The organism is Candidatus Accumulibacter sp. ACC012, assembly GCF_907163155.1.
Lineage (GTDB): Bacteria > Pseudomonadota > Gammaproteobacteria > Burkholderiales > Rhodocyclaceae > Accumulibacter > Accumulibacter delftensis.
On sequence record NZ_CAJQUC010000019.1, the window covers coordinates 92,387 to 105,691 of the forward strand.

Annotated in this window: 11 protein-coding genes; 6 read left to right on the forward strand and 5 right to left on the reverse strand. The window is 62.2% G+C overall.

Annotated features, from left to right (window positions below):
* The first annotated feature begins 27 nt into the window (after positions 1-27).
* On the forward strand, positions 28-387 hold the full coding sequence (locus QZ648_RS18375; RefSeq protein ID WP_169065441.1) for a hypothetical protein: 360 nt from the start codon (positions 28-30) through the stop codon (positions 385-387).
* A gap of 352 nt (positions 388-739) precedes the next feature.
* Here QZ648_RS18375 and egtB read toward each other — a convergent pair whose 3' ends face one another.
* The 5 genes from egtB to QZ648_RS18400 all read right to left on the reverse strand — a co-directional run bounded on the left by egtB (position 740) and on the right by QZ648_RS18400 (position 8,488).
* Entirely contained in the window at positions 740-2,029 is a 1,290-nt protein-coding gene (egtB, locus tag QZ648_RS18380) for an ergothioneine biosynthesis protein EgtB (protein WP_291997906.1), read from the reverse strand.
* 993 nt (positions 2,030-3,022) lie between these two features.
* Positions 3,023-3,553 (reverse strand): GNAT family N-acetyltransferase, encoded by a 531-nt coding sequence (locus tag QZ648_RS18385; RefSeq protein WP_291997907.1) that lies wholly within the window; start codon positions 3,551-3,553, stop codon positions 3,023-3,025.
* Between the two features lie 128 nt (positions 3,554-3,681).
* Positions 3,682-4,311: a TetR/AcrR family transcriptional regulator gene (locus tag QZ648_RS18390; RefSeq protein WP_169065440.1), complete on the reverse strand. Its 630-nt coding sequence runs from the start codon at positions 4,309-4,311 to the stop codon at positions 3,682-3,684.
* A 75-nt stretch (positions 4,312-4,386) separates the two neighbouring features.
* A complete protein-coding gene (locus QZ648_RS18395; RefSeq protein ID WP_169065439.1) occupies positions 4,387-6,444 on the reverse strand; it encodes an NADPH-dependent 2,4-dienoyl-CoA reductase in 2,058 nt (685 codons plus the stop codon).
* A gap of 208 nt (positions 6,445-6,652) precedes the next feature.
* A complete protein-coding gene (locus QZ648_RS18400) occupies positions 6,653-8,488 on the reverse strand; it encodes an alpha/beta fold hydrolase (RefSeq protein WP_291997908.1) in 1,836 nt (611 codons plus the stop codon).
* A 594-nt stretch (positions 8,489-9,082) separates the two neighbouring features.
* On the opposite strand from QZ648_RS18400, the gene QZ648_RS18405 reads away from it, so the two are divergent.
* From QZ648_RS18405 to QZ648_RS18425, 5 genes are all read left to right on the forward strand, one after another.
* Positions 9,083-9,850, forward strand: a complete 768-nt coding sequence (locus QZ648_RS18405) for a 3-hydroxyacyl-CoA dehydrogenase (RefSeq protein ID WP_169065437.1) — start codon at positions 9,083-9,085, stop codon at positions 9,848-9,850.
* Positions 9,851-9,917: 67 nt separating this feature from the next.
* Positions 9,918-11,099: an acetyl-CoA C-acyltransferase gene (locus QZ648_RS18410; RefSeq protein WP_169065436.1), complete on the forward strand. Its 1,182-nt coding sequence runs from the start codon at positions 9,918-9,920 to the stop codon at positions 11,097-11,099.
* A gap of 66 nt (positions 11,100-11,165) precedes the next feature.
* Positions 11,166-11,606: a MaoC family dehydratase N-terminal domain-containing protein gene (locus QZ648_RS18415; protein ID WP_169065435.1), complete on the forward strand. Its 441-nt coding sequence runs from the start codon at positions 11,166-11,168 to the stop codon at positions 11,604-11,606.
* A gap of 10 nt (positions 11,607-11,616) precedes the next feature.
* Entirely contained in the window at positions 11,617-12,036 is a 420-nt protein-coding gene (locus tag QZ648_RS18420; protein ID WP_169065434.1) for a MaoC/PaaZ C-terminal domain-containing protein, read from the forward strand.
* 141 nt (positions 12,037-12,177) lie between these two features.
* A complete protein-coding gene (locus QZ648_RS18425) occupies positions 12,178-13,239 on the forward strand; it encodes a poly(R)-hydroxyalkanoic acid synthase subunit PhaE (RefSeq protein WP_169065433.1) in 1,062 nt (353 codons plus the stop codon).
* The last annotated feature ends 66 nt before the right edge of the window (positions 13,240-13,305 follow it).

Below are 13,305 nucleotides of genomic sequence, written 5' to 3' on the forward strand. Positions count from 1 at the left end.
GATCGGCGATTGTCGAAGGAGAAACTGATGTCCCGCGCTGCTCAGCCACACTGCCTGCATATCGCCTATCCCGAGGATCTGCACGCCAGGACCGTGCAGCTTCTGAATACGCTCGAGCATGCCGAAGACCCGACGGTGCACCGCGCTGAGCTGGGTGACCTGGTGGTAGAACTGACCAACAGCGGCATGGACTACTGCTTTCTCAAACCACTCCTGCTGGCCAAGGTTGGCTTCGTCGTACAGCAGTCGGCCAATCTCGGGGTAGCCGGCGCCACCCGGATCATGGCGCCAATGATCCGCAACATCATTGCGCGACTGGACAGGCGCCAGTTATTGGTCGTTGCCGACTATATCCGGCGCCTGATGGGTACGCGGCGTCCTCGCTAGCGACCTTGCATGGATTCAGCTCACAAAGCGGAAAAAATCGCAGGCTAAGGGGGAGCGGCCAGTAGGCGTCAGTACTGCGGGTGCCGAAGTTCCAGGCATTGAGCCAGTCATAGAAGGGCCAGAAGCGCTTGCTGTTACGCCGGATGGCGTAGCGATGCGCAAATGGCTGCCAGTCGTCCATGCTCCGTACGGTGACGCTTACGGAAGAGCGCTAGTGACCCAAAGGCGACCTTCAGATTTTGGAACAACGCGCCTCCAAACTCGCCTTGCAGGGGCGCGCGCTTCAGCGCTTCCGCGGCAAGGTCGTGGTTGCCGCGATTTTGCCTGCCCAGTGGGCTGGACGACCGGAGCATCATTCGCCATCGCGCGCCAGGCGTAGGCCGGAGAATTGCCAGCGCGCATCAGGCGGGAAGAAGTTGCGATAGCTTGCGCGGATGTGACTGCAAGGGGTCGCACACGACCCGCCGCGAAGCACGTATTGGCCGCTCATGAATTTTCCGTTGTATTCACCGACCGCACCGGAGGTACACTGAAAGCCGGGGTAGGGCCCATAGTCGCTACGCGTCCATTCCCAGACATCGCCGAATGCTTGTGCGGGCGTCCCGTTGGCCGACGCCTCGCGCAGCGCGAGCGGGTGCAGTGCGCTGCTCTCAAGAAAATTTCCGGCCAGCGGCGAGCTGCGTGCAGCCACTTCCCATTCGCTCTCGGTCGGAAGCCGTGCGTTCGCCCAACGCGCAAAGGCATCGGCCTCGTAAAAGCTCACATGGCAGATCGGCGTATGCGGGTCCACCGGCGCTTCGCCATGAAGCGTGAACGAATACCAGCGCCCGTCCCGACTCTCCCAATACGCAGGCGCCTGCCAGCCACGGGCCATCGCCGCCTCCCAGCCGGCCGAGAGCCAGAGTTCCGGGCGCCGGTAGCCACCGTCATTGATGAACTCCATGAAATCGCCGTGGGTCACCGGGTGCGAGGCGATCCGGAAGGCGTCAAGCCAGACGCGGTGGCGCGGCGTCTCGTTGTCGAAGCAGAAATCGGGGCCGGAGTAGCCAATCTCGCGCAAACCCGCTGCGCAAGAAATCCAGCGCCGCGCGCATGCGTGAATAGCGGTCAGCGGCCATTGTTCCTGGTATGCGGGCTTCAGGGGATTGCGCGAGAGCAGGTGTTTTATGTCGGTCAGGATAAGCTCCTGATGCTGCTGCTCATGGTGCAGCCCGAGCTCGATCAAGGCGTCCACCGCGGGGAGCGCCCGTTCCCCGGAAAGAAATTCGAGCATGGCCTGATCTACATGATCGCGATACGCGCGCACTTGTTCCAATCCTGGACGTGAGAGCATTCCCCGCTCCGGTCTAGGGTGTCGGTCCCCGACCGCGTAATAGTACGAATTGAAGAGCACGCGATAGGACGGCTCAAGTGGCCGGTAGCCGGGTTGATGCGGCACCAGCACGAAGGTCTCGAAAAACCACGTCGTGTGCGCCAGATGCCACTTCACCGGGCTGGCATCCGGCATCGACTGGATCGCGCAATCCTCCGTCGAAAGGGGCGCGGCAAGAGCGCTCGTCACTTGGCGGATTGACAGGAATCGTTCAGCGCGCTTTGCAGGGAGTTCAAGCCTGCGTAGCGACGTCTTCGGATCTGGATTCAAGTCCACGGACACCTCCTTCAGTCACTTTGGGCGGCGGTTTCGCCGAGCAGCAAAGAGCTCCTTGCCGACAGCGATTCGGCCGCTACGGTCGGCACGCTTTCTGCCCTGGCGCGTCAGGCCCGGGGGTTGGGGTTTCAGCCCGGGCCTCCGCACGCGACAATCATAACTTCGTGAAACCCAGGATCTTCATCCGAACCTCGTCATCCCGAGCGGCTCGCGTGCGCGTCAGGCGCAAGCTGGTTTTTGTCTGGTCGCAGGTATGCAGCCGAATCAAATGGAGAATGATCTTCTTCAGGATTCGGTCGCCCAAAAGACGAGAGTCGACCTGATTCCAGCGGAGTTTACAAGCGGTCGTCATGTTTCGTTGGAATGAGATGGTCGACCGACAGGCGGTCGCGACTCCCGCAGTAACAGCAGGCCTGTGGGAGCACCATCTGCAACGCTCGTCGTCAGCCAGAGGGCCAATATTCATTGTTTCCTTGTTGAGTCCCGCGTAACGGCGAGAACGAATCATGAAGCGCGTGCGACTGTACTTGTCGGCCTTTGCCGCAATGGCTGAGTGTGCGTGTGCCATGGCAAGGTTTGCCTATGACCAGTGCAGCAAATCGCCAACGGTGGTGACTTCCATGCGTGATGAGCTGGCGTTAATGTGAAAGTCGCGCAAGCGACTCACGAAACTCCCTTCTCCCCTTGCGGGAGAAGGGGCAGGGGAAGAGGGAAACGGTCATGACTTTCATGATCAGGGGTGTCTCGACATGTCATGACCGGTAGCTTGATTGCTTGCGGAGCGAGCTTCTCGACCGCGAAGCGGCCGGGTTGAACAAGAGGACGATCAGCGGGCCTGAATGCTACCAAGGAAATGCCGAAGGAAACAGCTGAGCACATTTGACGTGGGTGCCAAGAAACAGTAGCTGAGGGCCGATTGTCCTGTTCCGCGCCAGAGGCATCGCCTGGCGCCGTCAGCATTGCCAGCCGCTTGCTTTCGCTGCCGAATCACCGTGGCGCCTCGATCTTGTAGAAGGCGTAGTCATGCGCGACGCCGTTCGATTCGACGCTGACCTCGTGCGACAGCTGGCCGCCAATCTTTTCCATGGCTTTGCGCGAACGCCGGTTGTCGCTGCCGATATGGAACCACACGGCTTTCGCGAACAGGAAGGCATGGCCGAGCATCAGTTGCTTCATTTCGCGGTTCGTGGAGCCACCCCAATGCTTACGGGTCAGGAAGGTATAGCCGATGGTTACCTCCCTGGCCTCGGGATTCCAGTCGTAGTAGCGGGACGACCCGATCACCGCGCCTGAATGTTTTTCGATAGCCAGCAGCGCACCGCCGGAGGCGAGGGCGCTGGCAAAGAAGCCTGCAAAGACTGCGCGCTGATAGCGCAAGGGTTCCGGGTGCTGCTCCCAGATCGCGGGATCCGACGCGGCCGCGTAGAGCGGCTCGAAATCGCCGGCTTGCAGCGGGCGAAGGAAAATCGTTTCGCCGATTAGTGTGGGCTGCAGGGCGAAGTCTGGCGCTGCGTTCATGTGTGCTCGTGGGGTGAAAATCGCGTTGGCTGATCGAAGTCGAGGGAACGGCTATGGCGAGAAGGCGGCGCTGGACTGCCGCGTCGCTGCGTTCCTCGCAGTGGCGGGGGAGGATGTTTGCGGGGTCGTCAACATGGCACTTTGGGCGTTCCTGTTGCTGGCACCATTGTTCGCGACTCGCCGAGCAGCAACGCCACCGCGCTATCGGCGAGTTCATCGAGCGACAGCTTTCCGTCCGGGCGATACCAGTGTTTGGACCCGTTGAGCATGCCGAAGAGCAGCAGCCGCACCGGCGCCGCCGCCGAAGCGAGCTTGCCGCTGTGCTGCAGTTCGTCGAGGGTAGTCTGCCACGGCATTTGATAGCGGTCGAAGGCGGCGGCGATTTCGGCGTGCGCGGCGGCGTCGAGGGCGCGTGTTTCACCGAGCAGCATTGGCGCATGGCATTCACCTTCGAGCAGGGTGCCGAGGTGAGTGCGCACCAGGATGCGCAGTCGCTGTTCGGGGTCGGTGATGCCGTCGATGGCGGCGAGCAGGCGCGCGTAGCCGGCGTCGAGTCCCTCCACCATGGCCGTCTTGAGGAGTTCCTGTTTGCTGCGGAAGTGGTAGAAAGGGCTGCCCGAGCGCATGCCGACCGCGTCGGCAATGTCGCGCGTGGTGGTGGCGTCGAAACCTTTTTCGACGAACAGTCGGGCGGCTGCGCGCAGCAACTCGGCGCGGCGATTGGGCTCGAGCCCGGCTTCTGCTTTTCGCCTGGGCATCGGCTCAGGCCCGGGCGTCGCGGCGCAGCCGGCGTGCACCGGCTTGCCGGAGATGCTTGTGCGGGCGAGCCATTATCACAGCGCCGCGGCGACCCGCGTGCCTTGATCGATGGCGCGCTTGGCGTCGAGTTCGGCGGCGACGTCGGCACCGCCGATCAGCGTCACCGCAATACCGGCGGCCTGCAAGGGGGCGAGCAGTTCGCGGCGCGATTCCTGTCCGGCGCAGACGACGATGGTGTCGACCGGCAGCGTCGTCGCTTTGCCATCGACGGTGATGTGCAGGCCGGCGTCGTCGATGCGCTCGTAGTTCACGCCACCGATCATCTGCACGCCGCGCTTCTTGAGCAGGGTGCGGCGAATCCAGCCGGTGGTCTTGGCCAGGCCGTCACCGACTTTCGACGACTTGCGCTGCAGCAGGAAGACCTGCCGCGGTGCCGGCTCATCGAGCGGCGGCTTGAGGCCGCCGCGATGCGCGTAGCTCGGGTCGATGCCCCATTCGTCGTTGAAGCGTTCGCTTTCGCTCCGCTCGTCGTGTGCATGTGTCAGGAACTCGCCGACATCGAAGCCGATGCCGCCGGCGCCAATGATGGCCACGCGCTTGCCGGCCACTTTGCGGCCTTCGACGAGGTCGACGTAGTTGCTCACCTTGTCGCTGTCGATGCCGGTGATGGCTGGCTGGCGCGGGCTGATGCCGGTGGCCAGCACGACATGGTCGAAGCCGCCGGCCTTGAGCAGTTCGGCATCGACGCGCTGATTCAGCTGCAGGGTCACGCCGCTGGTTTCGATGCGCCGAGCGAAGTAACGCAGCGTCTCGGCGAAATCCTCCTTGCCGGGAATCCGCTTGGCGATGTTGAACTGGCCGCCGATCTGGTCGGCCGCTTCGAACAAGGTGACCGCGTGGCCGCGTTCGGCGGCCGTGGTGGCGCAGGCCATGCCTGCCGGCCCGGCGCCGACGACGGCAACTTTCCTGCGTGTCAGCGCCTTCTCGATGATCAGCTCGGTTTCGTGGCAGGCGCGCGGATTGACCAGGCAGCTGCTCAACCTGCCCTTGAAAATGTGGTCCAGGCAGGCCTGGTTGCAGGCGATGCAGGTGTTGATCTCGTCGCTCCTGTTGGCCGCCGCCTTGTTGACGAAATCGGCGTCGGCCAGAAAGGGGCGGGCCATCGACACCATGTCGGCGCTTGCCGAGGCCAGCACTTCCTCGGCGACTTCCGGCGTGTTGATGCGGTTGGTGGTGATCAGCGGAATGCTCACCGAACCCTTCAGGCGCTTGGTCACCCAGGCGAAAGCGGCGCGCGGGACCATGGTGGCAATGGTCGGGATACGCGCCTCGTGCCAGCCGATGCCGGTATTGATCAAGGTCGCGCCGGCCGCTTCGATGGCTTGGGCGAGTTGCACCACTTCTTCCCAGCTGCTGCCGCCTTCGACCAGATCGAGCATCGACAGGCGGAAAATGATGATGAAATTGGGGCCGACTTTCTCGCGTGTCGCGCGCACCGTGTCGACCGCGAAGCGGATGCGGTTTTCGAAGGAGCCGCCCCACTGGTCGTTGCGCTTGTTCGTCTGCTGGGCAATGAACTGGTTGATCAGGTAACCCTCGGAGCCCATGATCTCGACGCCGTCGTAGCCGGCCGTCTGCGCCAGCTGCGCGCAGCGCACGTAGTCACCGATGGTCTTGCGAATGCCCCACTCACTCAGCGCGCGCGGCGTGAAGCGGTTGATCGGCGCGCGCAGCTTCGACGGCGCGACGTTCAGCGGGTGGTAGGCATAGCGGCCGGTATGCAGGATCTGCAGCGCGATCTTGCCATCGGCGGCATGCACGGCCTCGGTGATCAGGCGGTGCTTGCGCACCTGCCAGGGAAAACTGAGCTGCGAACCGAAGTGGTAGACCCGCCCCGCCAGATTGGGCGAAAAGCCGCCGGTGACGATCAGCCCGACGCCACCGCGGGCGCGCTCGGCATAGAACGCGGCCATGCGCACGAAGCCGTTCTTTTCCTCTTCGAGCCCGGTGTGCATCGAACCCATCAGCACGCGGTTCTTGAGCGTCGTGAAGCCCAAATCGAGCGGGGCCAGCAAGTGAGAGTAGGGGGAAGGCGGTGGGGAAGGCACGACGGTGCCGGTGCTCAGGTTCATCAAGTGGGTTCCGGAAGATGGCAAGAACGTGCCAAGAAAGCAAGCGCTTGGTTATTGTTCCGGAAACAAGGGGAGATTGCAAGCGCAGGGCCGCGCGACGTAACCAGGCCACCAAGGCCCGGTAGCTTGATAGAAGCCCGCCAGCAACGAGGATGCTTCTGGTCTCGTCGTCGACGTTCTCGAGGCGCTGGCGGCCGAGGGATGCGGATTACTTCTGCAGCACGTAGGTTCCCGGGCTGTCGCACAGCGGCGGGTAGCCCTTGTCGGGCGCACCCATGCCCGGTGGCGCTTCGCTGCCCGAGGAATGCCTTGTCAGCCACTGCTGCCACACCGGCCACCACGAGCCGGCGGTGCTCGGGGTGCGTTCCTTCCAGGTTTCCGGGTCGATACAGCGGTCCCCTTCGTGGCAGACGCTGAGCTGGAAGGAGCGGCCCGGGTGGCCGGGTTCGTTGATGATGCCGACGTTGTGGCCGCCGCTGGTGAGGACGAAGGTCAGTTCCGTGGCATCGCTTTGCAGATGCAGCTTGTAGACCGAGTGCCAGGGGGCGACATGGTCGGCGACCGCGGCGACGGCGAAGATCGGGCAGTGGATGTCGCTGATCGAAATGGCGCGGCCCTCGACCATGTACTTGCCTTCGAAGAGCTCGTTGTCCACGTACAGTCGGCGCAGCAGTTCGGAGTGCTGGCGATAGGGCATGCGCGTGCCGTCGGCGTTCCAGGCCATGAGGTCGAACATTGGTTCGCGATGTCCGAGGTAATACTCGCGGACCATTTTCGACCAGATCAGGTCGGCAGACTTCAAGATCTGGAAGCCCCCCGAAACCTGCGTGTGATCGAGGTAGCCCTTCTGCCACATCATGTCTTCGAGCAGCGTCACTTCGCTGGCGTCCATGAAAACGTTGATTTCGCCGACTTCGGTGAAATCGGTCATGGTGGTGAACAGGGTGACGCTGGCCAGGCGATCGTCACCGTCGCGGGCCATGGCTGCAGCGGTGATGATCAGCAGAATACCCCCCAGGCAGTAGCCGACGCTGTGGATCTTGCGCCCGGCTTGCATCTCGGAGATGGCGTCCACCGCGGCCAGCGTGCCGTGCCGGCGGTAGTCCTCCATGCCCAGATTGCGGTGTTCGGGACCCGGGTTGAGCCAGGAGATCATGTACACCGTATGGCCGCGATCGACGAGGTACCTGACCAGCGAGTTGTGCGGTGAAAGGTCGAGGATGTAGTACTTCATCATCCACGCCGATTGCATCAGTACCGGTTCGAGCTGAACGGTGTCGGTGCTCGGTGAATATTGAATCAGCTCGATCAGGTGATTGCGGTAGACCACTTTGCCGGGGGTGATGGCCAGGTTCTCGCCAACGCGGAAGGCTTCCACCCCGGCGGGCGCTTCCTTGCGCAGCGAGCGGCCGAAGTCCTCACGGTAGTTGCTTGCGCCGCGCACCAGATTGGCGCCGCGCTCCTTGAGCGTTGTTTCGGCGATCTCGGGGTTCAGGAAGGGGAGGTTGCACGGCGCCGCCATGTCGAGGATCTGGCGGGCGGTGAACGACACCGAGGCCTGGCTGTGCTTCGCAATGCCACGTACGTCGGTGGTGGCGTTGTGCCACCACTGCTGATTGAGCAGGAAGCCCTGGTAGATGACGTTGTAGGGAAAGCGTTGCCAGCCGGGATGGTCGAAACGGTGGTCGTCGCGAAGTGGCTCGATGCACGGCTCGGCCTTGCCGGTGATTGCCGAAGTCAGGGCATAGCTGCCCAGGCGCATGGCCTTGCGGATCGCTTTGGCGCCCAGTTGAAACTGTTTCCCGGGTGAAGAGGCGAGGTGCACCGTCCAGTCGAGGTAGGCCATGGCCAGTGACGCTGGTGAAACGCCACCGCACAGTTTGCCAAGCGCGATGTTGGTCATGCGGTCGATATCTTCCAGCGCGCGGGAATCGAGCGTGTGGCGATCGCTGAGGCGGCGCGAGAAGCGGGCGGGTGGTGGGGCTGCGTCGTTGACGCCGGGCTCGACGGAGGGTTCGATGGATTGCTTGGAGTTCTCGCTCATGGGAGTCTCTTCCGATGGTTGCCGGAGTGCCCGTCAGTCGGTGCCGCGAAGCGCTTCGGCCAAAGCGAAGATGCTAAGGCATCGGGCCGTTGGCGGACTGATCCAGGTCAACTTTTGCAGACAGCTGCCCTGGATCAGCGCGCGCAACGCCTGCTGTGGGTTGGCAGCACCGGTTTGCACTGGCCGCTGTCGGCACGGGACGGCGGTGATTCGGTCTGGGTGCTGGCAGAAACCAGGTCGGCGGCCATCACAGCAAGCGCTTTGCTCTCGGAGTAGCTGACGCGTAAGCGCAGAGCAGAGCAAGAGCTTGACTCAGTAGCACTCGGCATTCGACAATGCCACGATTGCTCGTCGCTGCGACCGGTCCCGCCGGGAAGTAGGCACTGCGACGCAGTGAGCAGGGAGGCGGACCGCCAGTGCGATTTTTTCACTGGGCAGTATTTTCGCAGGCACGGCTGCGGCGTCACCAGGATGGCGGCGGGTCAGCGGGGGGACCGTATTCTTCCGTGCCGATGTCGGGTCGCAACGATCGACGTCGGCATGGACCAGTAGCGCGACATCGCGTGATGTCGCGATATTTTTTTGGGGGTTAAAATGCAAATCAACGGTAGTGTGTTTGTGGTAACAGGCGCGGGTTCAGGACTCGGCGCAGAGACGGCGAGCAACTTGGTTCGTGCGGGTGGCAAAGTGGTGATCGTCGACATCGATGCCACTGCCGGTGAGGCGCAGGCGGCGGAGTTGGGGGCAAACGCTCGCTTCGCGAAGACCGACGTGACCGATGAAGCGAGCGCCACTGCGGCCATCGAAATGGCAGTGAATGAATTCGGTGGGCTGCACGGGCTGGTCAACTGTGCCGGCGTCGCACCCCCCAAGAAAGTGCTCGGCCGCAATGGCCCGCACGATCTGGCCACCTTTGCGCGCGTGGTGAGCATCAACCTGGTCGGCACTTTCAACATGATTCGTCTGGCCGCTGACGCAATGAGCAAGAACGAGCCGAACGACAAGGGCGAGCGTGGCGTGATCGTCAATACCGCCTCGGTTGCCGCTTTCGATGGTCAGATCGGTCAGGCAGCCTATGCCTCCTCGAAGGCCGCGGTGGCTGGTTTGACGCTGCCGGTGGCGCGTGAACTGGCGGCGCACGGCATTCGGGTGATGTGCATCGCTCCAGGCATCTTCGAAACGCCGATGCTCAAAGGCCTGCCACAAGCCGCTCAGGATTCCCTGGGCCAGATGGTTCCCTTCCCTTCGCGCCTGGGCAAGCCGGCCGAATACGCCGCCCTCGTTCAGCACATCTGCGAGAACTCGTACCTGAATGGCGAAGTGATCCGCATCGACGGTTCCATTCGCATGGCGCCGAAGTAATCGCCGACCACCCGCGAACTTTGCGTTGGCCATACCGCCAATACCCATTGCATGAAAGGAGTGTTACATGAGTGAATCAGTTGTCATCGTAGGTGCCAAGCGCACCCCCGTCGGTTCCTTCCAGGGCCAGTTTTCGGCGGTCACCGCCCCCGAGCTCGGCGCCGTCGCCATCAAGGCCGCCGTCGAGCAGTCGGGCGTCAAGGTCGAGGATATCGACGAAGCCCTGATGGGCTGCTGCCTGATGGCCGGTGTGCGCCAGGCGCCGGCGCGCCAGGCCGTTCTCGGCGCAGGTTTGCCGACCTCGGTGCCGTGCACCACCTTGACCAAGATGTGTAGTTCGGCGCAAAAGACGATCATGATCGCGCATGACGAACTGCTCGCCGGTTCGGTCAATATCGCCATTGCCGGCGGTATGGAGTCGATGACCAACGCACCGCACGTCCTGACCACCGCCCGTTCGGGCTACCGGCTGGGCAATGGCGTACTGCACGACCACATGTTCCTCGACGGTCTTGAGGATGCGTACGAAAAAGGCAAGCCGATGGGTGCGTTTGCCGAGCTGTGTGTCGACAAATACGCCTTCACGCGTGAAGAGATGGACGCTTTCGCTGTCGAGTCGGTGACTCTGGCGCAGAATGCCGTCACCAGCGGCCTCTTCAAGGACGAAATCGCGCCGGTTACGGTCAGCACCCGCCGTGGCGATACGGTCTTCGATACCGACGAGACGCCGATGAAGTGCGACGCCTCGAAGATCTCGAAGCTGAAGCCGGTGTTCAAGAAGGACGGTGGCCTCACGCCGGCCAACTCGTCGTCGATTTCCGACGGTGCAGCGGCCTTTGTCATGATGCGTGAATCGGATGCCAAGGCTGCCGGCGTCACGCCGCTGGCACGCATCGTCGGCCATTCGACCTTTGCGCACGACCCGTCGTGGTTCACCACGGCGCCGGTGTTTGCTTTCCAGAACCTGCTCAAGAAAGTCGGTTGGCAGGCCGAGGATGTTGACCTCTGGGAGATCAACGAAGCTTTCGCGGCGGTGACCATGGCCTCGATGCGCGACCTCAAGCTGTCGCGTGACAAGGTCAACGTCAACGGTGGCGCGTGCGCGCTCGGTCATCCGATCGGCGCCACCGGTTCGCGGATTCTGGTGACGCTGCTCTACGCGCTCAAGGCGCGTGGTCTCAAGCGCGGTATCGCCGGCCTTTGCGCCGGTGGTGGTGAAGCAACAGCGATTGCCATCGAAGTTCTCTGATCGAGTCGCCAACGAGGATTCCCACCCCGTAAGCTTGGCTTGCGGGGTGGGCGAGGAGTGAAGCAGATGTTGATTGACAAGAAACACATAGGCATGAAAGTGCCGCCACACGCGGTCACCCCGACGGCGTGGCAACTGAAGTGGTTCGCCAAGGCGACGGGTGAAACGAACCCCATCTACTTTGACGAAGCGGCGGCCAGGAAGGCCGGACTGCCAGGCGTGCTGGTGCCTCCGACTTTCTTTTTCTGCATGGACATGGACAAGGATGAGCCCTTCGACTACATCGCAACCATGGGCTGTGACTTTGGCAAGATGCTCCACGGCGAGCAGATTTTCACCTATCACAAGCCGGTCTATTCAGGTGATACGCTGGATTTTGACGGCCAGGTGACGGATATCTACGACAAGAAGAACGGTGCCTTGCAGTTCATCGTCAAGGATGTCAAGGTCAGCCGGCAGGGCGAAGCGGTGTGCGATCTGCGCACTGTGATCGTCATCAGGGCATAGGGGAAAGTCGATGACAATACCGAATTTTGATGCACTCAACGTGGGCGACGAGATCCCTTCGTTCACCACGGAGCCGGTGTCTCGTCTAACCCTGGCGCTGTACGCGACCGGCTCGGGCGATCACCATCCCCTGCACCTCGACCAGGACTACGTCCGCGCGAACGGGATGAAGGACGTTTTTGCGCATGGCATGCTGGGCATGGCCTACCTCGGTCGCTTGCTGACGCAATGGGTGCCGCAGGAGGCGATCCGCACTTTCGGGGTGCGCTTCACGGCGATCACTTGGGTCGGCGAAAGCATGGTCTGTACCGGCAAAGTCGTCGAGAAGCTGGAACAAAACGGCGAGAAATGTGTACGCCTCGAGTTAACCTGCGCCAACGAGCAGGGTGAGGCCAAGCACAAGGCAGATGCGGTGGTGGCACTGGCGTGACAAGGCTTTAGCCAGTACGACTGCATGATCGCGGCCGTCTTCGGACGGCCGCTGTTTGGTTGTAGAGCACCTTGTCTACCGATGGGCATTTGCCCGGCATCACGGTAGGCGTGTCCGACACACTGGAAGGAGATCGAACGAGTGGAAAGTAATAATCCGAATGAGCAACTAGGCGGCGTCGTCAACGCTTGGGCTGATATGCAGAAGCGCATGATGAGCGACTGGGCCGGGATGCTGCAGAATCTCCCAGGCGGCGCTACGGCAAGCCCCGTTGAAGCAGTGAAGAAAGGCGTTGAAGCGGCTACCAAGGGTAGCAATGATGCGGCGAAGATGCTTATGGAGCGCATGGCCGGCAGCCAGACCGCAATGACCCGGGTAATGGATTTCTTTTTCCGGTCGATGAAGGTTGTGGCACCGAACCTTGAGGCCAACAAGGATTGGCGTCCCGACCTCAAGGGTTTTGCCGATAACTGGGCCAAGGAATCGACTGCCATGCTCCAGCGCAGCATGGGTATGAGTTCTCACCTCGGCGATCTTGCCGGGACGATGAGCAAGGATATGCCCGATGCGTTTGGTCCCTGGCTGTCCTTTCTGATGCAGGCGGCCTCGTCGGGGCACGTTGGCGAAGCGATGCTCGGTGGCACGTCGGGTCTCAATCGTCTGCTGTCGATGGAAGGCGATGTCCCCGGCGTCGGTCAGATCCCCCTCTTTGGCGCATCGCGCGAGAAGCACGCCAAAACCTTGCGGCTGGTCGACGCGGTCGTTGATCTGCGCAAGACCAGCCTGGCGTTTCACAAGCGCTTCGCCGAGGCGCTTGCCACGGCCGTCGAAGCGACCGTCGATGAGCTTGGCAAGGTTGCTGCCAAAGGCGACAAGATCACGGCCGTACGCCAGCTGATGAGTCTCTGGTATCGCACCGCAGACAAGTCGCTGCTGGTGACCTTCAACAAGCAGGAATTCCTCGACACGCAAAACGATTTTACCAAGGCTCAGCATGCGTTCAAGCTGGCGCAGCGCGCTGTCGTCGAGGACATCTTCCGCGGCCTGGATATGCCCACTCGCAGCGAGCTGGACGAAACCTACCAGGTGATCCACGACCTGAAGAGAGAGGTCCGCCTGCTCAAGAAGTCCTTGCCTCCCGCAACAGCAGCAGCGAAGCCTGCCGCTCGTACTACCGCGGCGCGTCGTGCCAAGAGCGAGTAGGCAGAGCCCGCCCGACCCTTGTTGATCCGGCTGACAAGCTAATAGACTTTTAGGAGGACGCTACCC

Excerpts from the sequence above, each read along its gene's own strand:
- QZ648_RS18375 (WP_169065441.1), top strand. The coding sequence starts at position 28 with ATGTCCCGCGCTGCTCAGCCACACTGCCTGCATATCGCCTATCCCGAG.
- QZ648_RS18385 (WP_291997907.1), bottom strand. The coding sequence starts at position 3,553 with ATGAACGCAGCGCCAGACTTCGCCCTGCAGCCCACACTAATCGGCGAA.
- QZ648_RS18390 (WP_169065440.1), bottom strand. The coding sequence starts at position 4,311 with ATGCCCAGGCGAAAAGCAGAAGCCGGGCTCGAGCCCAATCGCCGCGCC.
- QZ648_RS18395 (WP_169065439.1), bottom strand. The coding sequence starts at position 6,444 with ATGAACCTGAGCACCGGCACCGTCGTGCCTTCCCCACCGCCTTCCCCC.
- QZ648_RS18400 (WP_291997908.1), bottom strand. The coding sequence starts at position 8,488 with ATGAGCGAGAACTCCAAGCAATCCATCGAACCCTCCGTCGAGCCCGGC.
- QZ648_RS18405 (WP_169065437.1), top strand. The coding sequence starts at position 9,083 with ATGCAAATCAACGGTAGTGTGTTTGTGGTAACAGGCGCGGGTTCAGGA.
- QZ648_RS18410 (WP_169065436.1), top strand. The coding sequence starts at position 9,918 with ATGAGTGAATCAGTTGTCATCGTAGGTGCCAAGCGCACCCCCGTCGGT.
- QZ648_RS18415 (WP_169065435.1), top strand. The coding sequence starts at position 11,166 with ATGTTGATTGACAAGAAACACATAGGCATGAAAGTGCCGCCACACGCG.
- QZ648_RS18420 (WP_169065434.1), top strand. The coding sequence starts at position 11,617 with ATGACAATACCGAATTTTGATGCACTCAACGTGGGCGACGAGATCCCT.